Below are 17,075 nucleotides of genomic sequence, written 5' to 3'. Positions count from 1 at the left end.
CGGTCGCCGAAACGAGAACCCGACCGACTGAGGCACCTCCGCAACGCTCCGAACGTCGAATGCGACGATTAATGATAACATCTAACACGAATACGGCCGATCGTTCGAACGGCGCCCACAGCGACCGGGCGGCCCTGATCCGAGCGGAATCGACCGAGGTGTACCTATGTCAGAGACGCAATCCCCAAACCGAGAACTGGTACGCGACTACCTGAAGGCGTTCAACGAACAGGACCGGGACCGGATGACCGAGCTGCTCGCCGAGGATGTCGTCGAGCACGGGATCGTCGAGGAGCTGCACGGGATCGAGGAGATACTCGGCTTCCTCGACGCGCACTTCGAGACGTTCCCCGACTACGGCGGAACCACGGAGGCGATGACGGCGGAGGACGACCTCGTCACCGTTCGATACACCGTCGCCGGGACCCACACCGGCCAGTACCGCGACATCGAACCGACCGGCCACACCGTCGAGTGGACCGGCATCGCGATGTACCGCATCGAAGGCGACGAGATCGCCGAGATCTGGATCGAAGAGGACCGGCTCGGCCTGCTCGAACAACTCGAGGTCGTCGACCCGCCGGCCCACCTGCGCATCTGAGACGGCCGCTCCGCCCCGTGACGCCATCCCGCTCGAACCGCCACGCTCTCCCTCCAAGTATTTCGTCTTATCTCGGAAGGTGACGAACGGCCCGGATCGGCCGCCGCCGATCGGGCTACGGTAACTCGACGTCGACGCCCGACTGGAGGCCGGCGGCCTTCGTCGTGTTGTACATGAGCATCGCGATCGTGAGCGGGCCGACGCCGCCGGGGACCGGCGTGATGGCCGACGCCTTCTGTTTCGCGCTCTCGAAGTCGACGTCGCCGACGAGTTCGTACCCCTTCTCCGTGTCGGCGTCGACCCGATTCACGCCGACGTCGACNNCGTCGGCGGCCGCGAGGAGCTTCTGGATGCCGTGCGGCGTACACGGCTTGTATCGCGCGTCTCCGGCGACCATGCGGCCGACGTTCTCGGGGTGGAAGCCGTCGACGTCCTTCATCGGGTCGATGCTCCGGAGGATCCGCCGGGCGTCGACGTGGTCGGGAACCGGCATCTGCACTAAGATCCCGTGCACCGAGGGGTCCTCGTTTAGCTCCTCGACTCGGTCGAAGAGCCGATCGGCGGGCGCGTCGGCGTCGATCTCGTGGTGGTAACTCTCGATGCCGATCTCCTCGCAGGCCCGTCGTTTCATCGAGACGTACGTCTCGCTCGCCCCGTCGTCGCTCATCAGTACCGTCGCTAGCCCCGGAGTGACGCCCGCGTCCGCGAGCGTCCCCACGCAGTCGCCGACGTCGGCTCGGATCCGATCGCCGATCTCGTTACCGTCGATTATCGTCGTCATGGTGGTGATGTCGTTGTCATGGTGATGATGTCGTTGTCATGGTGATGATGTCGTTGTCATGGTGATGATGTCGTTGTCATGGTGATGATGTCGTCGTCATAGTGGTGATGTCGTTGTCATGGTGGTGATGTCGTTGTCATGGTGATGGTGGTTTCCTCGCCGTCGCCGACGGCCGGAACGCGCCGACGGAACGCGACGGCCGATGCAGCGTTATCAGTTCGCATGCTACTGTTCGGTCGGGGCGTAAAGTCGCGGGCGGGGAATAGTACGGGTATTAAAATACCTACCGATTTTCGTTCCGCTCGTGTGACAATTCGAGTTTGCGTCGGATGGATCGTCACTCCGCAGAACGTTTTTGACCGAACGTCCGTTATCCGTGGTATCAGTTCCGAACGATCTGTGACGGTCGTTCGGAGATGACTGTATCAAATGACAGATCCACTCGTCGTCACGGAGAGGGAATCGTTCATCGAGATTGCCGCCGCCGCCCCGGACGGTTCGCGGGTCCCGGTCGAGGTCCGCGTCACCGTCTCGGACCCGTTCGAGTCGTATCGACGGGCGCGGAACGCGAACGGCGACGGCGTCTACCTGGAAACCACGGGGGGACAGCCGGGTTGGGGGTACTTCGCGACCGATCCGGTCGAACGGGTGCAGGTGGACGCGGAGGCGCCATCGGCCGACGGAGCCAGCCCGAGCGTCGAGGCCATCGACGCGCTGCTCGACCGCCAGCACCTCGTCCGCGGCGACTGCGACGTGCCGTATCCGTGCGGCGCGTTCGGCTGGCTCTCGTACGACGTCGCCCGGGAGCTCGAGGACCTGCCGACGACGACGGCGTCGGACGGACTGCCCCGGCTCCAGCTCGGCGTGTTCGACCGGGTCGCCGCCTGGGAGGAGCCCCGCGACGACGACGCGACCCGGCTTCGCGTGACCGCGTGCCCGGTCGTCGACGGGTCGCCGGCTGACGCATATAAGGCCGGCCGAGAGCGGGCGCTCGCGCTCGTCGAGGCGGCGCTCCACGGCGACGGCCGGACCGCCTCGCCTCCGACGCCTGAGAGGCGGGCGACCTTCGAGAGCGAGTGCGGTCAGGAGGCGTTCGCCGACCGGGTGCGGGCGATCAAAGAGCACGTCCGGGACGGCGACACCTTCCAGGCGAACGTCTCCCACCGGCTGGTCGCCCCGGTGACGGTCGATCCGGTCGACGCGTACGCGGCGCTGCGGCGGGTCAACCCGGCTCCCTACTCCGCGCTCGTCGAGTTCCCCGGGGTCGACCTGGTGAGCGCGAGCCCCGAACTCCTGATCGACGTGGAGGGTGACCGTCTGCTGACCGAGCCGATCGCCGGCACACGGCCGCGCGGCGAGACCGCGACGACCGACGCCGACCTCGAAGCGGACCTGCTGTCCGACGAGAAGGAGCGTGCCGAACACGCGATGCTGGTCGACCTCGAACGCAACGACCTCGGCAAGGTCAGCGAGTACGGCACCGTCGACGTGCGGGAGTACCGCCGGGTGGACCGGTACTCGGAGGTGATGCACCTCGTCAGCCTCGTCGAGGGCCGGCGCCGCGACGACTGCTCGATCGCCGACACGGTCGCCGCGGTGTTCCCCGGCGGCACCATCACCGGCGCGCCGAAACCCCGGACGATGGAGATCATCGACGAGATGGAGACGACCCGACGAGGCCCCTACACCGGCTCGATCGGCGTGTTCGGCTTCGATGACCGCGCGACGCTCAACATCGTCATCCGCACTCTCGTCCGGTACGACGACGAGTACCGGTTGCGAGTCGGCGCCGGCATCGTCCACGACTCCGTTCCCGAACTCGAGTACCGGGAGACGCTCGACAAGGCCCGCGCGCTGGTGACGGCCGTCGACGAGGCGCTCGGAGAGCAGGGGGCCCTCGCCGTGGACGCCGCGAGCGACCCGCTGGAGGGCGGCCGATGATACTCGTTATCGACAACTACGACTCATTCGCGTACAACCTGGTCCAGTACGTCGGCGAGTTCGACGACGTCGTCGTGAGGCGGAACGACGCAGTCGACGTCGCGGACGTCCGTGCCCTCGATCCCGACGGGATCGTCGTCTCGCCCGGGCCCGGCACGCCCGAGGCGGCCGGCGTCTCGATCCCGATCTTCGAGGAACTCTCCTACCCGACGCTCGGCGTCTGTCTGGGTCACCAGGCGCTGTGTGCGGCCAACGGGGCCACGGTCGGCCACGCCCCCGAGGTCGTGCACGGGAAGCCCTCGCTGGTCCGCCACGACGGGGCGGGGCTCTACGACGGCGTCGATGACCCCTTCGAGGTGGGTCGGTACCACTCGCTGGCCGTCGAGCGCGACGACATCCCCGGCGAGCTCGAGGAGACCGCTCACACCATCGCGGAGGGGCGGGCGGACGGGGCAGACGGCGTCGACGGGTCGAACGAGGCGGACGGGACGGACGGCGACGACGGCATCGTGATGGGCGTTCGCCATCGAGAACGGCCGCACATCGGCATGCAGTTCCACCCGGAGAGCATCCTCACGAGCCCGGGGAAGCGCATCATCGAGAACTTCTGTACGAGCATCGCGGGCGGGTGAGACGCCCGCCGCGGGGTCAGTCGTTGTCCGGTGGATCGAGATCCGGGTGGGTCTGGATCTCGGGGAGCCGGTTCCGGACGTGGCCGATGACTGAGGTGTGGCCTCTTTCGTGCCGATAGAACGTGCCCGTGAGCCCGATCAACGCCACGAGCGACAGGACGGCGAACGGCCCGCCGGTCAGGACGGCCAGCGCCTGCAGCGTCCCGGCGCCGCCGACGAGCAGCACGGCGACGGCGACGCTTCCCTGTAGGACTCCCCAGAAGACGATGCTCGCGCTCGAGGGCGCCAACCCCCGCTTGGCCGCGAGCGTCGCGACGACGAGCGTCGACGTGTCCGCCGACGTGGCCATGAATGTGATGATGAGCGCCAGAAAGAGGAACATCAGCAGTTGGCTGAGCGGGAGCGCCTCGAACAGCGGGAAGCCGGCGACGGCCTCGGCACTCCCGTACGACGACATGGCCGCGAGCACGTCCGCCCGTCCGGTATGCTGGACGAACAGCGACGTACCGCCCAAGATCAGGAACCAGGCCATCGTCGCGGCCGAGGTGGCGATCACGCTGACGAACACCACCGTCCTGATGCGGCGTCCGCGGGAGAGGGCGGCGATGAACAGGCCGGCGAACGGCGCCCACGAGAACCACCACGACCAGTTCCAGACGGTCCAGTCGGCGACCCACTGGCCGTCGAGGTAGACGCTCAGCGGGACGAAGTTGACTGCGTAGCTCCCCAGCGCCTGCGTCCCCCGCTCGAAGACGAAGGTTCGGGGGCCGACGGCGACGATGAGCGCGGCAAAGAGACCGAAGAGCAGCATCGTCACGCCCGAGATGCGCCGGATGCCGCGGTGGACGCCGCTCACCGCCGACAGGCAGAATATCAGCGTGAGCCCGCCCACGAACAGCACCGGGCCGAGCCGCCCCGCCGTGACGCCCCACTGGAAGCTCGTGCCCGTGAGGAACTGCTCGCTCACCAGCGCGACGGACGTCGCGATGCCGCCGATGATCGCGAACACTGCGAGCGTGTCCACGAGCGTGCTCCACCGGGAATCCAACCCGTCGACGCCGAGGAACGGCGCCAGGATCGTCGAGACGCGGAGCGGGGCGCCCCTGTTGAAGACGAAGTACGCGATTGGGACTCCGATGACGGCGTAGGCGCTCCACGCCGACAGTCCCCAGTGGAACAGGGCGTACGTCAACGCACCGCCGATGGCGGCGCTCGACTCCGGCGCGGCGTCGACGTACGGCGGCGGTGTCTGGTAGTGGAACAGCGCTTCCGCCGGTCCCCAGAACACCACTCCCGCCGCGATGCCGGCGGTGAACACGAGCGTAAAGAGCGTCGGCAGGGTGTACGACGGCTCGACGTCGGGGCCACCGAGCTTGATCCCACCCCAGGGACCGAGGAGCAGGAACAGACAGTAACACACGGACACGAAGACGGCGGCGAGGAACACCGGACCGCCGACGCTGAGTATCGCGTCGGTCACGCCGCCGACGACGCCGGAGACGGCGTCGGGAAGGGCGACCTGCAGGAGGAAGAACAGCGCGAACAGGACGACGGCCGGCGCCAGCGTCGCCAGCTCCTGTCGGGCGAGGAACCCGCGCAGCATCTCTCGGACGCCCCGACGACGGACCCGCAACAGATACGACTCCGGCAACGCCCCCTCCTCGTCCGACGAGTGAGGGAGAACGGCGAGGTAGCCGAGGCCGGAGCTGAAGAACACCAAGGCGATCGTCAGCCACGCTTCGCCGGAGACGGTTTCACCGATAAAACCGGGAAAAAAGAACCCGGCGAGCACGATGGCCCCTGAGACGGCACACAGCGGCACGAGGACGCTTCCGGCGACTCCACCGCGCTGGCTCCCGGTACTCATACGGACCCATGTTAGCGAATCACACTGATAAATGTGTACCGTGCAGGGAGCGATCGCGCGTCGGTTGGAGCCTACTCGTCGTCGGCGTTGCCGCTGATCTCGCTCAACAGCGATCGGGAGTCGCCACCGAGCACCGATCGGCCGAGGAGCCGCCCGCCGATCTCGAGGGGGTTAATGACGTCGTCGGCCCCGACCGACTCGAGCTTCTCGACGTTCCGCGCCTCGTTGGCGGCCGCGACGATCCGCACGTCCGGGTCGACGTTCCGCGTCGCGAGCACCGCGAGCACGTCCCGTGCGTCGTCGTCGCTGCCGACGACGACCCCGCGGGCGGCGTCGGTCCTAGCGTCGCGCAACACCGACTCGTCGGTCGGGTCGTCGGTGAGGACGTTCACTCCCTCCGTGTTGAGCTGGGAGGCGGTCTCCTGGTCGGGCGTCACCACCACCAGTTCCGTCTCCGCACCGAGTTCCTCCAGGAGCGATTCCGTCACGTCGCCGTACCCGAGGACCACGACGTGGTCCTCTAAGAGTGTGAGTTCAGATGCGGTCATGTTTCCGAACGCCGCGGCCATTCGCGATTCGATCGCCGGACCGATGAGCGCACCCACCGCGACGGTGAAGGCGCCGGTACCGAACAGGATGATGGACAGCGAGAACCACTTCGAGATCCCCGTCGTCGGGGTGATGTCGCCGTAGCCGACGGTCGCGATCGTGACGATGACGTAGTAGAAGGCGTCCCCCCACGTGGAGATGCCGCCGAACTGGTCCCGTAACCCGTAGGAGCCGACCGTCCCGTAGAGAACCACGCCGAGGATGGCGGACAACGACGCGATCTGCAGCGACGAGAGGTCGAGCGACTGGCGGAACTGGTCGCGGTTCCGGACGTGGAGCGGGAAGGTGATCGCGATGAGCACCAACACCGGGATGTCGGTCGGCCGGAGCGTCGTCAAGGGTAACACGGCCAGCGCCGGGACGACGACGGCGGCGGCGAGCCAGGCGATGCGTTTCCGGCGCTGGAGGCCGACCGCGAGGATGCCGAGGACGAACGCGAACAGGACGCCCCCGAACCGCGCCAGCGGCACCGCGAGCGACGTCGGCAACAGGCCGGCCAGCGGTCCCGCCAGCGTCACCGACGGCTGACTGAGGTTCGACAGTCCCGTCACAAACGACAACAGCGTGAGGGCGGCGGTCAGTGACACGGTCGATCGCGCGCCCGAGAACTCCCGCCACTCGACGAGCGGTATCCTATCGGCGGGATAGAAGATCTCCTCGATGGCCCGCTGAACCGGACCGCCTGATGAGTCGGACACCGGGGGTCAATTCTCAGACTCCATATAAAAAACGCTCGCCGTCAGAGGGGCGGACCGCGGAACTGAGCGGGCGGAGATCGACCGCAGTCGGTACCGCCGCCTCGCCGCGTCGAGCGAACCGTTCCACGACCGATCCGGAATCCGATAGGTCGTGTCGTCGGTGGCGGCCACGGCCGGATTTATACGGGGTCCGCGGGTAACTCCGCCCATGAAGCGCACTATCAGCACGGACGATGCGCCGGCGGCGGTCGGGGCGTACAGCCAGGCGACGACGAACGGCAGTCTCCTCATCACCGCGGGCCAGCTCCCGCTCACCGTCGACGGCGAGCTGCTCGACGACGAATCGGTCGCGGAGCAGACCCGGCAGTGTCTCGAGAACGTCGCGGCGATACTCGAGTCGGAGGGGCTCTCGCTCAACGACGTGCTCAAGACGACGGTCTTCCTCGACGACATCGACGATTTCGACGCTTTCAACGAGGCCTACGGCGAGTTCTTCGACGAGGACCCGCCGGCCAGGAGCGCCGTCGGCGCCGGCGCCGTGCCGAAAGGCGCGGCGGTCGAGATAGAGGCGATAGCGACCACCGAGTGACGACGGGGACGGTGGCCGCCGGGCGGGCCATCGATCCCAGGGGGTTCGACGGCCGCTACACCGCTACTACGCCGTCAAGGGCCGGAGCCCCAGGGGCCTCCGACCCGGGCGCTCGCAGAGCGGCTCGACCAGGGCGGCGTCGTCGACGACGACACGCCGATCGCTCGGCTGCCGGCCCGACCCGTCGACGCTGGAGACGACCGACGGAGCGCTACCGGAGCTGCATCTCCTCGGCCCGCTCGACGGCCAGTTCGGCGACAGCCTCGAGGTCGTCCTCGGAGCGGTCCGCGAGCACCCGGAGCAGCATGCCGAGCTGTATCGCCGCGGTCTCGCGGAGTTCGGTCGCGTCGCCGGTGTCGTTGCCGAAGTAGTACTCGTGGCGGCCGTCGTCGTGGACGAGGCCGCCGTACACCGAGCGCAGTTCGCCGTCGGTGATGGCGTCGGCCGCCTCCGTCCGGACCTCCTCGAAGCGTGGATTCGTCACGATGGAAGGGGCGGGCGCTGGCACCTAACCCCTTCGCCGCGCCGGCGCCGCACCCCGGACGTGTCGGCCGACTGGTCGGTTGTGGTATCGGGCGTCGGGGCCGCGGCGGTTGCGGGTTTTTTCCGTTCACGACCACGAGCGAAGACATGTCACGACAGACAGGCGCAGTCGGTCGGTCGCCGGTCGTCCGCATGGCGACGAGCGACGGCGAGGACGCGGTGGCCGCGGCTCGTGCGGCGTCGGAGTCGGTCGCGGTCGTCCGGACGGGACCGACTGGAATCGGCGAGAGCGACCCGCTGGTCATGGCGACCGTCGACGGCAGGACGGCGTTCTTCGCCGGTCCCACGGACGCGGGCGTCGAGGACGTCGTCTCGACGGTGGCCGGCGGCGAACTGCCGACCGACGGAGCGGACACCGTCATCGAACACGAGCCCGGAACGGAGACGCTCCCGGTTCCGGATGCCGGGTCGCTCTCCGTCGGCCGGCGGGCGGTGCTCGGGCCGTGCGGCTGGGTCGACCCGCTGGACCCGACCGACCGGCCGTTTCTCTCGGCCGAACGGTCCGCCGAGGCGCCCGCCGACGCCGGACTGCTCGGCCGCGGACGCGGTGACGCGGCGGCCGACGACCCGGTCGCAACGGAGTGGACGACGGCCCGGGAGGCGGACGGCGACCCGGTCGTGGTCGCAAACGCGAACGAGGCTTATGCCGAGCAGCGCGCCGACCGGACGCTCCTGTGGGGGGTGCCGATGTGCGTCCTCGACGGGATGGCCGCGGTCGCCGACCGCGTCGGCGCCGACGACGCCGTCCTCTACCTGAACGAGTCCGACGTCGCCCTCGTGCGACACCTCCGCGAGGCCGTCGACGCCGCTAGCGAGCACCTCGACCTCGACGTGCAACTGGTCGCGGGACCGGACGAGCACCGCGCGGGGGCGCCGACGGCGGCGCTGGAGGCGATGGAGGGCGCCGACCGCATCGAGCCACGGCTCCAGCCGCCCTCACCCGCCGAGCACGGCCTCTACGGCCGGCCGACGGTCGTCCACACGCCACGGACATACGCGCAGGTTCGGCACGCGATGGCCGATCCGGACGCCTTCGACCCCGGGGCCGCGGACCCCGGGACCCGGCTGTTCACCGTGACGGGCGACGTCGCGGCCCCGGCGACGGTCGAACTGCCCTCCGCGAGTTCGCTCGCGGCGGTCCGCGAGGCCGTCGACCTCGAGGGGGCGTTCAAGATGGCCTGCGTCGGCGACGTGCTCGGCGGCTACACCCGTGACCTCGATGTGAGGGCGACGGCGGGGTCGCTCCGGGCGGCGGACCTCGGGACCGGGGGGGTCGTCGAGTTGCTGGACGAGAGCCGGTGTGCCCTGGCCGACGCCGGCGACCGCGCGACGTTCGCCGCCAGCGAGAACAGCGGGCGCTGCGTCCCCGGTCGCGAGGGAACCAAGCAGCTGGCCGAACTGCTGCGGGACGTCTACGACGGCGACCTCGAGGACGAGAAGATACGCGAGCTGGGGCGGGTGATGCGCCGGTCGAGTAACTGCCGGACCGGCGCGCACGCGCCCCGGCCCGTGACGACCGTCATCGAGAGCTTCGGGCCGGAGGTGCGCGCCCACGCTGACGGCCGCTGTCCGGCCGGGAGTTGCACGGGGGAACTGTGAGCACCGACGACGCGCTCCCCGGCGTGCCTGACTTCGAGGACCCCCAACCCTCGACGCCGGTCACCGCCGAGTTCGACACCGGCACCGCCAACGATCCGGAGGTCGGGACCGACGAGGGACCGACGACCGTGACCGTCGACGGCGAGCCGGTGACGCTGCCCGGCGGATCGACGCTCATCGATGCGATGGAGGCGCTGGACGACGACGTCGTCAGCGTCGACCCCGGTGCCGACGGCGTCTCCGAGGACGCCGACGTGCCCGCACTCTGCTACTACGACCGCGACGGGGACTGCAGCGGGGAGATCGGTCCGCGTAGCGAGTGCCGGACCTGTATGGTCGAGACCGACGAGCACGGCCTCGTGCCGTCGTGTTCGTTCCCGGCCGAGGACGGCCTCGAGGTCCGGACCGACACGCCCGACGCCGCGGAGGCCCGCAGCGTCAACCTCGACCTGGTGCTGTCGAACCACAATCTCCGGTGTACGACCTGCAACGGCAACGGACGCTGCGAACTGCAGGACGCCGCCATCAGCGAGGGCGTCGACCACCCCCGGTACGGCGTCTTCGACGAGCGGGACGCGTACGAGCCCATCGACGACACCTCGTCGTTCATCCAGATCGACCGCAACAAGTGCATCCTCTGTAACCGGTGCGTCGAGGGGTGTAGCGACGTCCAGGTCGAGGGCGTCCTCCGTATCGAGGGCCACGGTGAGGACACCCGCATCGGCTTCCAGTCGGACGCCGAGACGATGCACGACTCCGACTGCGTCTCCTGTGGCCACTGTGCGACGGTGTGCCCGACGGGCGCGCTGACCGAGAAGGGCATCGGCGGCGTCGCGACCCTGCCGCTGCCGGGGTTCACCCAGCGCAACTCCATCGGCAAGGTCATCGAACACGAAGACGTCGAGACAATCGACGAGACGGACGCGCCGAACCGGACGTTCGGCGGGACCGCCGAGGTCGAGGCCGATGGGCTGGAGGGGTTCGTGTCCGCGGCCAAGCGCCGCGCCGGCGACGTGGCCACGGAGTACGGTCACAAGGCGTTCCTGGCCGGCGAGCACACTGCCGAGAGCATCGCCGCAAACACCCTCCCGGAGGGCCGGTTGTTCGACATCGCCGGCGTGGTCAGCGACTACCGGATCGGCAAAATCGACAAGCAAGAGACGACCTGCGGCTTCTGTGCGGTCGGCTGCCGGTTCGAGATGTGGGGCAAGGACGGCGACTCGCTGGGCGTCGTCCCGGTGGACGACCCCGACGACGCGCCGGCGAACAACTTCTCGACCTGTGTGAAGGGGAAGTTCGGCCACGAGTTCGCCAACAGCGAAAAGCGGCTGACGGAGCCGCTCGTCCGCGACGACGACGGCGAGTTCGAGGCCGTCTCTTGGGCGGAGGCTCTCGATCACGTCGCCGACCGGCTGTCGAGCATCCAGGCGGAGGCTGGCGTCGACTCGGTCGGCTGTCTAGCCTCCTCGAAGGGGTCCAACGAGGAGGCCTACCTCGTCCAGAAGTTCGCCCGCCAGGTGCTCGGGACGAAGAACATCGACAACTGCGCGCGGCTCTGTCACTCCTCGACGGTGGCGGCGCTCCAGCAGACCGTCGGCTACGGCGCGATGACGAACCGGATCAACGAGGACGTCGGCGAGGCCGACGCCTACCTCATCAGCGGCTCGAACACGACCGAGTCCCACCCGGTGCTGGCGACCCGAATCAAGCAGAACGTCCGGGACGGCGCCGACTTGGTCGTCTTCGACCCGCGGAGGATCGGCATCGCCGAGCACGCCGACCAGTACACCCGCACCAACCCCGGCTACGACGTCGCTTGGCTCAACGGGATGATGCGGTACATCGTCGAGAACGGCCTCCACGACGAGGCGTTCGTCGAGCGCAACACGAAGAATTTCGATGCGCTGAAAGAGAAGGTCCAGGCGTTCACCCCCGAGAAGGTCGAGGAGCTGGCGGGCGTCCCGCCGGAGGAGCTGGCCTCGGCCGCCGAGACGCTCGCGGCGGCCGACACCGTCGTTTTCGGCTGGGCGATGGGGATGACACAGCAGTCCCACGGCACCGAGAACCTGCTGGCGATGGCGGACCTGGCGCTCCTGCTCGGTCAGCTCGGCAAGCCCGGTGCCGGTCTCTCTCCCTTCCGCGGCCAGAACAACGTTCAGGGCGGCGGCGGCGACATGGGGACGCTACCGGGCAGCCTGCCGGGCTATCAGGACCCCGTCGACGACGAGGTCGGCGAGAAGTTCGCAGACGCGTGGGGCGAACGCCCGCCCGAGGAGCCCGGCCTCAAGGTGCCCGAGATGCTCGCTGAGGCCCACGAGGGCAACCTGAAAGCGATGTATGTGGTCGGCGAGAACCCGGCCCTCTCGGAGCCGGACATCCAGCACGCCGAAGCGGCGCTGGACGACCTCGGGTTCCTCGTCGTCCAGGACATCTTCATGACCGAGACGGCCGACCACGCCGACGTGGTGCTGCCGGCGGCGACCTCGCCGGAGAAGCACGGCACCTTCACCAACACCGAGCGGCGCATCCAGCGGGTCCGGCCGACGGCCGACCCGCCGGGGGAGGCGCGGCAGGACTGGGAGATAACCCAGGCGCTGGCCCGCCGGCTCGGCTACGACTGGGACTACGACCACCCGCGGGAGGTGATGGACGAGATAAGCGACCTGACGCCCATCTACGGCGGCGTCTCCTACGAGCGGCTCGAGGGCGGCGACGTGCACGGCCTGCAGTGGCCCTGCACCGACGCCGACGACCCCGGCACGCCGTACCTCTACGACCACGAGGAGGGGAACTTCAACTTCGAGGACGGGAAAGCCCGGTTCGTGCCCGCCGACGGCGGCCATCCGGGCGAGATACCCGACGAGGAGTACCCGCTCACGCTCACCTCGGGCCGCGTGCTTTACCACTGGCACACCGGCCAGATCACCCGCCGCGTCGAGGGGCTGATGAGCCACGTCGGCGAGAGCTTCGTCGAGGTCAACCCCGAGACGGCCGACCAACTCGGCATCGGCGACGCGGAGTACGTCCGCGTCGAGTCCCGTCGCGGCTCCATCGTCGTCGAGACGCAGGTCACCACCCGCGTCGGTCCCGGGACGCTATTCATCCCGATGCACTTCGCCGCCGGCGCCGTCAACAAGCTGACCGGCGAGACGTTCGACCCGACGGCCGGTATCCCGGAGTACAAGATCTCCAGCGTCCGCGTCGATCCGCTCGGCCCGGAGACCGACGAGACCGTGCTGCGCGCGCCCGGCGCCGGCCGGGGTCGCGCCGGCGACGACTGACGCGGACCGTCTTCGGACCGCCGTCGACGCCGCCAATCGCGGCGTGATCGGACGCTCCGACACTCAGCCGTCCGGCGGGACGTTCCGGTTCGACCGGAAGCGGTTCTGTGGGTCCCAGCGCCGCTTCACGTCGACGAGCCGCCCGTAGTTATCGCCGTAGGCCGCACGGACGCGGTCGCGTCCCTCGTCGGCGGTGAGGACGTTCATCGCCGCCGCGCCGGTCGTGTACGGCCGGACGGCGTCGTGGAACTCGCGGACCCAGGCGACGTGGTCGTCGTCGCGGGCCGGCTCCTCCCAGCGGGCCTCCGCGAGCAGGTGATGGGTCGCGTCCCGGTGGGGGTAGGCGGTGGCGTCGGTCGGCGGTGCGGTCTCGGCGCCGCTCCGCGGGGAGACGAACACCGTCGCGCCCGACGACGGCGCCCGGGCCGCGTGCTCCCCGATCGTCTCGATGGCCGAATCGGAGAGCGACGCGAGGTACTGGCTCCGCAGGGACGTCCGTATCGAGCCCCGGCTCTCGCCGGCGGCCTGGAACGACGCGTACGACCGCGGGCGGATGCTGTCGGCGATGGGGTCGCCGGCCGTCCGGAGCGGCGCCAGCGCGTCCTCGCCCTCTGTGGGCGGCCCGGCGTAGCACGCGATGCACATCGTCACGCGCGTGCCGTGCACATCCTCCGGGAGGATGTCGGCGGGGTAGACGAGCGGCCCGCCGAGTATCTCCGGGGCGAGCTCATGCAGCGGAACTGGAAGGACGTGACGACGCCGACGTTGCCGCCGCCCCGGAGCGCCCAGAAGAGGTCCTCGTTTTCCTCCTCGCTGGCGCGGACGAGGTCGCCGCCGGCGGTTACCACGTCCGCGGCGAGGAGGTTGTCGCAGGTGAGGCCGTGCTTGCGGCTGAGCCAGCCGACGCCGCCGAGCGTCAGCCCGGCGACGCCGATGTTCGGGTCCTGGCCGCCGAGGACCGCCGGCCCGAACGCCTCCGTCTCGTGGTCGACGTCGCCCCAGGTCGCGCCGGGGCCGACTCGCGCGGTCCGCTCGCCGGGGTCGACCCGGACGGCGTCCATCGGCCGGCAGTCCAGCAGTACCCCCCCGTCGGGCAATGCACAGCCGGAGACGTGGTGGCCGCCGCTCCGGACGCCCAACTGCAGGTCGTACTCGCGGGCGTCCTCGTAGCCGGCGTCACCCGGCTCGAGGACGTCGCCGCGCGCTCGCTCGCGGAGGGTCGCCGCTGGGTCGTGTGCCGGGTCGGTCACGCGGGAAGCGGGAGGGCGGCCGAGAGTGCTAGAACAGCCCGGATATGTTGCCGTCGTCGTCGATGTCCATGTCGGCGGCGGCCGGCCGCTCCGGCAGGCCGGGCATCGTGAGCGCGTCGGCGGTGAGCGCGACGATGAAGCCGGCACCCGCGGACGGGTAGACTTCGCTGATCTCGAGTTCCCAGCCGCTCGGGGCGCCCTTCCTGCTCGCGTCGTCGCTGAGCGAGTGGAAGGTCTTCGACATACAGACCGGCACGTCGCCGAAGCCGAGGTCTTCCATGCGCTCGATGTCCTCGAGCGCGTCGCCGGTGAACTTGACGCCGTCGGCGCCGTAGATCTCCGTGGCGACGGTGTCGATTTTCTCCTTGATCGGCGCTTCCTCGTCGTAGAGGAACTCGAACTCGTCCTCGTCGCTCTCGTCGACGGCCTCGATGACGTGCTCGCCGAGGTCCTCGCCGCCCTCACTGCCCTTCTCGAACACCTCGGACTCGGCGACCCGGACGCCGAGGTCCTCCTCGCAGTGGTCCACCACCGTCTGGACCTCCTCGTCGGTGTCGTCCGGGAACCGGTTGACCGCGACGACGACGGGAACGCCGAACTGCTGGAGGTTCGAGACGTGCTTGTCCAGGTTTTCGAACCCGCGCTCGATGGCCTCGGTGCCGGCGTCGTCGATGGCGTCGAAGTCGGCCGGCCACATGTTCTCGCCGTGGTACTTCAGCGCCCGGACCGACGACACGATGACGACCGCGTTGGGCGTCATGTCGCCGAGCCGGCAGACGATGTTCATGAACTTCTCGGCGCCCAGGTCGGAGCCGAAGCCGGCCTCAGTGACGAGGTAGTCGCCCATCCCGTACGCGGCTTTGTCCGCGATGAGCGAGTTCGTTCCGTGCGCGATGTTGGCGAACGGGCCGCCGTGGATGAACGCGGGCGTCCCCTCGATGGTCTGGACGACGTTCGGTTTGATCGCGTCCCGGAGCAGCATCGCGGCCGGACCGGTCGCCTCGATGTCCTCGACCGTGACCGGGTCGCCGTCCTCGTCGTAGGCGAGGATGATGCGACCGACCCGCTCCTTGAGGTCGCCCATCCCGTCCGCCATACAGAGGGCGGCCATGAGCTCCGAGGCGGCGGTCAGGAGGAAGCTGTCCTCGCGAGGCGTTCCGCCGGTCTTGCCGCCGAGGCCGATCACCATGCTCCGGAGCGCCCGATCGTTCATGTCGATGGCCCGGGGCCACCGGACGTCGGTGACGTCGACGTCGAAGTCCTCGTCCCCCGTCAGTTTGGCGTCCAACATCGCCGAGATGAGGTTGTGCGCCGAGGTGAGCGCGTGCAGGTCGCCGGTGAAGTGCAGGTTGATGTCCTCCATCGGAAGCACCTGCGAGCGGCCCCCGCCGGCGGCGCCGCCCTTGACACCGAACACTGGCCCGAGCGACGGTTCGCGGATCGCGATCATCGCCTCCTCGCCGAGGTGGTTCAGCGTCTGTCCCAGTCCGACGGTCGTGACCGTCTTCCCCTCTCCCTTGGGGGTCGGCGTCATCCCGGTCACGAGTACGAGGTTGTTCTCCCGGTCCGCGGCCTCGTCCCGAAGCCGATCGAGGGCGTGGTGTTTGACTTTCGCCGTGTACTCGCCGAAGTACTGGAGGTCGTCGAGGCCGAGGCCCCACGGTTCGACCAGCTCCCAGATCGGCTCCATCTCGGTCGACTGTGCGATGTCGTAATCCGTCGGTATCGGTTCGTTAGTATCTGTCACGTTTTCGTACATCCCAGCATCGCCGTATGAAGGTTAGCATATCTGCTAACACTCGGATAGGATGTGTTTGCGACGCCCCGCGGTGTGTCCCGCAATGAGTGACGCCTCGTTGACGGGATGAGATTTGCCCGGAAAATCGGCGCTCACCAGAGTTCGGCGGCGTCACGGATCGCGTCCCGCGCCCGCTTCGCACAGTCCCGCTTGCCGCGCCCGAAGTGCACGGTGTTCTCGTCGACCGGCGTCGAGAGGAACCCACCCTCGTCGTTCTCGACGCCGGCCTGTTCGATCTGGAGGTAGCTGATGACGAGTCGCCCCTCGTAGGTGATGTCGCGAACGTCACCGATCCGGATCTGCTTGTCGGCGAACTTCGAGCGGCCCGGGCGCTCGATGTGGATCCGCTCGTCGTAGACGTGTAGCGTCCCGTCTTGGAACCCACAGGAGACGAGTGGGTTCGAGTCGGGTGCGTCGTCGTGCATCGCGTCCGATCCGTCGGACGACCCCGGAACGTCGACCATTACGTCGTGGTCAGACCCAGAGCGGCGAAAAGGTTGTCCATGCAACGAGTGGGACGTGCCGTTCGGACGACCCATCGTAAACGTGTGACATACCCGTGTCTGATATTAACAAACAGAACAATACTACCGTGTTTCGAAAAGATATTTTCAAAATCCTCAAGACCCCTCGGTTCATATATAGTAGTATGACGGAGCCAACAAGCAAACGTCAAAAGAACGGTGCCGAAGACGAGTTCGTGAACTACATGCCGGGCATGCCGAAGCTGTCGAGCGAGCCGGGTCGGATCGAACGGTTCGTGACCCGTCTGTTCCGCCGTCGTGGCCCGCTTCGCGCCGTGTTCCGCGACCGGGACGAGTAGAACCGCCGTCGCCTCGCCCGCAGAACAGAATCGCCGGTCCCGTCCGTCGTGTTAACTTAAGCA

At 68.6% G+C, this 17,075-nt stretch carries 15 protein-coding genes; 7 read left to right on the top strand and 8 right to left on the bottom strand.

Annotated elements, in window-relative coordinates:
• Positions 1-166 precede the first annotated feature (166 nt).
• Complete coding sequence (locus DJ74_RS14470) at positions 167-601, top strand: ester cyclase (RefSeq protein ID WP_094527693.1); 435 nt, start codon at positions 167-169, stop codon at positions 599-601.
• Between the two features lie 115 nt (positions 602-716).
• On the opposite strand, the gene DJ74_RS14465 is transcribed toward DJ74_RS14470, so the two are convergent.
• The gene (locus DJ74_RS14465; protein WP_094527692.1) at positions 717-1,382 is read right to left on the bottom strand and encodes a tetrahydrofolate dehydrogenase/cyclohydrolase catalytic domain-containing protein; all 666 of its coding nucleotides are present in this window, start codon (positions 1,380-1,382) and stop codon (positions 717-719) included.
• A 429-nt stretch (positions 1,383-1,811) separates the two neighbouring features.
• Here DJ74_RS14465 and DJ74_RS14460 point away from each other — a divergent pair, with 429 nt between their 5' ends.
• Entirely contained in the window at positions 1,812-3,323 is a 1,512-nt protein-coding gene (locus tag DJ74_RS14460) for an anthranilate synthase component I family protein (RefSeq protein ID WP_094523107.1), read from the top strand.
• A complete protein-coding gene (locus DJ74_RS14455) occupies positions 3,320-3,955 on the top strand; it encodes an aminodeoxychorismate/anthranilate synthase component II (RefSeq protein WP_094523109.1) in 636 nt (211 codons plus the stop codon). Before DJ74_RS14460 ends, DJ74_RS14455 begins: the two co-directional genes overlap by 4 nt.
• Positions 3,956-3,971: 16 nt before the next feature.
• Here the strand turns inward: DJ74_RS14455 and DJ74_RS14450 are convergent, their stop codons facing one another.
• Both DJ74_RS14450 and DJ74_RS14445 read right to left on the bottom strand, forming a co-directional pair.
• Complete coding sequence (locus DJ74_RS14450; RefSeq protein ID WP_094523111.1) at positions 3,972-5,822, bottom strand: BCCT family transporter; 1,851 nt, start codon at positions 5,820-5,822, stop codon at positions 3,972-3,974.
• 71 nt (positions 5,823-5,893) lie between these two features.
• A complete protein-coding gene (locus DJ74_RS14445; protein WP_094523113.1) occupies positions 5,894-7,129 on the bottom strand; it encodes an NAD-binding protein in 1,236 nt (411 codons plus the stop codon).
• A gap of 208 nt (positions 7,130-7,337) precedes the next feature.
• Between DJ74_RS14445 and DJ74_RS14440 the strand changes: the two genes are divergently transcribed.
• Positions 7,338-7,718, top strand: a complete 381-nt coding sequence (locus DJ74_RS14440) for a Rid family detoxifying hydrolase (protein WP_094523115.1) — start codon at positions 7,338-7,340, stop codon at positions 7,716-7,718.
• 211 nt (positions 7,719-7,929) lie between these two features.
• On the opposite strand, the gene DJ74_RS14435 is transcribed toward DJ74_RS14440, so the two are convergent.
• Positions 7,930-8,205 carry a hypothetical protein gene (locus tag DJ74_RS14435; RefSeq protein ID WP_170938286.1) on the bottom strand — a complete coding sequence of 92 codons (276 nt, stop codon included), beginning with the start codon at positions 8,203-8,205 and terminating at the stop codon, positions 7,930-7,932.
• 143 nt (positions 8,206-8,348) lie between these two features.
• Here DJ74_RS14435 and DJ74_RS14430 point away from each other — a divergent pair, with 143 nt between their 5' ends.
• Positions 8,349-9,860: an NADH-ubiquinone oxidoreductase-F iron-sulfur binding region domain-containing protein gene (locus DJ74_RS14430; RefSeq protein WP_094527691.1), complete on the top strand. Its 1,512-nt coding sequence runs from the start codon at positions 8,349-8,351 to the stop codon at positions 9,858-9,860.
• Positions 9,857-13,141: a formate dehydrogenase subunit alpha gene (gene fdhF / locus DJ74_RS14425; RefSeq protein WP_094523121.1), complete on the top strand. Its 3,285-nt coding sequence runs from the start codon at positions 9,857-9,859 to the stop codon at positions 13,139-13,141. Before DJ74_RS14430 ends, fdhF begins: the two co-directional genes overlap by 4 nt.
• 63 nt (positions 13,142-13,204) lie before the next feature.
• On the opposite strand, the gene DJ74_RS19450 is transcribed toward fdhF, so the two are convergent.
• The 4 genes from DJ74_RS19450 to DJ74_RS14410 form a co-directional block, all read right to left on the bottom strand.
• Positions 13,205-13,807, bottom strand: a complete 603-nt coding sequence (locus DJ74_RS19450) for a BBE domain-containing protein (RefSeq protein WP_212589836.1) — start codon at positions 13,805-13,807, stop codon at positions 13,205-13,207.
• The gene (locus tag DJ74_RS19445; RefSeq protein ID WP_212589837.1) at positions 13,789-14,391 is read right to left on the bottom strand and encodes an FAD-binding oxidoreductase; all 603 of its coding nucleotides are present in this window, start codon (positions 14,389-14,391) and stop codon (positions 13,789-13,791) included. The genes DJ74_RS19450 and DJ74_RS19445 overlap by 19 nt, the downstream gene beginning before the upstream one ends.
• Before the next feature lie 28 nt (positions 14,392-14,419).
• Positions 14,420-16,150 (bottom strand): formate--tetrahydrofolate ligase, encoded by a 1,731-nt coding sequence (locus DJ74_RS14415; protein WP_094523127.1) that lies wholly within the window; start codon positions 16,148-16,150, stop codon positions 14,420-14,422.
• A gap of 131 nt (positions 16,151-16,281) precedes the next feature.
• Positions 16,282-16,653: a hypothetical protein gene (locus DJ74_RS14410; protein WP_094527690.1), complete on the bottom strand. Its 372-nt coding sequence runs from the start codon at positions 16,651-16,653 to the stop codon at positions 16,282-16,284.
• Positions 16,654-16,838: 185 nt separating this feature from the next.
• Here DJ74_RS14410 and DJ74_RS19290 point away from each other — a divergent pair, with 185 nt between their 5' ends.
• Positions 16,839-17,012, top strand: coding sequence for a hypothetical protein (locus DJ74_RS19290; protein WP_170938283.1), 174 nt, complete (start codon positions 16,839-16,841; stop codon positions 17,010-17,012).
• Positions 17,013-17,075 lie beyond the last annotated feature (63 nt).

The organism is Halorubrum sp. Ea8, from assembly GCF_002252925.1.
Lineage (GTDB): Archaea > Halobacteriota > Halobacteria > Halobacteriales > Haloferacaceae > Halorubrum.
Note: the sequence above shows the minus strand (reverse complement) of the source record. Positions and strands in the feature narration are given on the sequence as shown.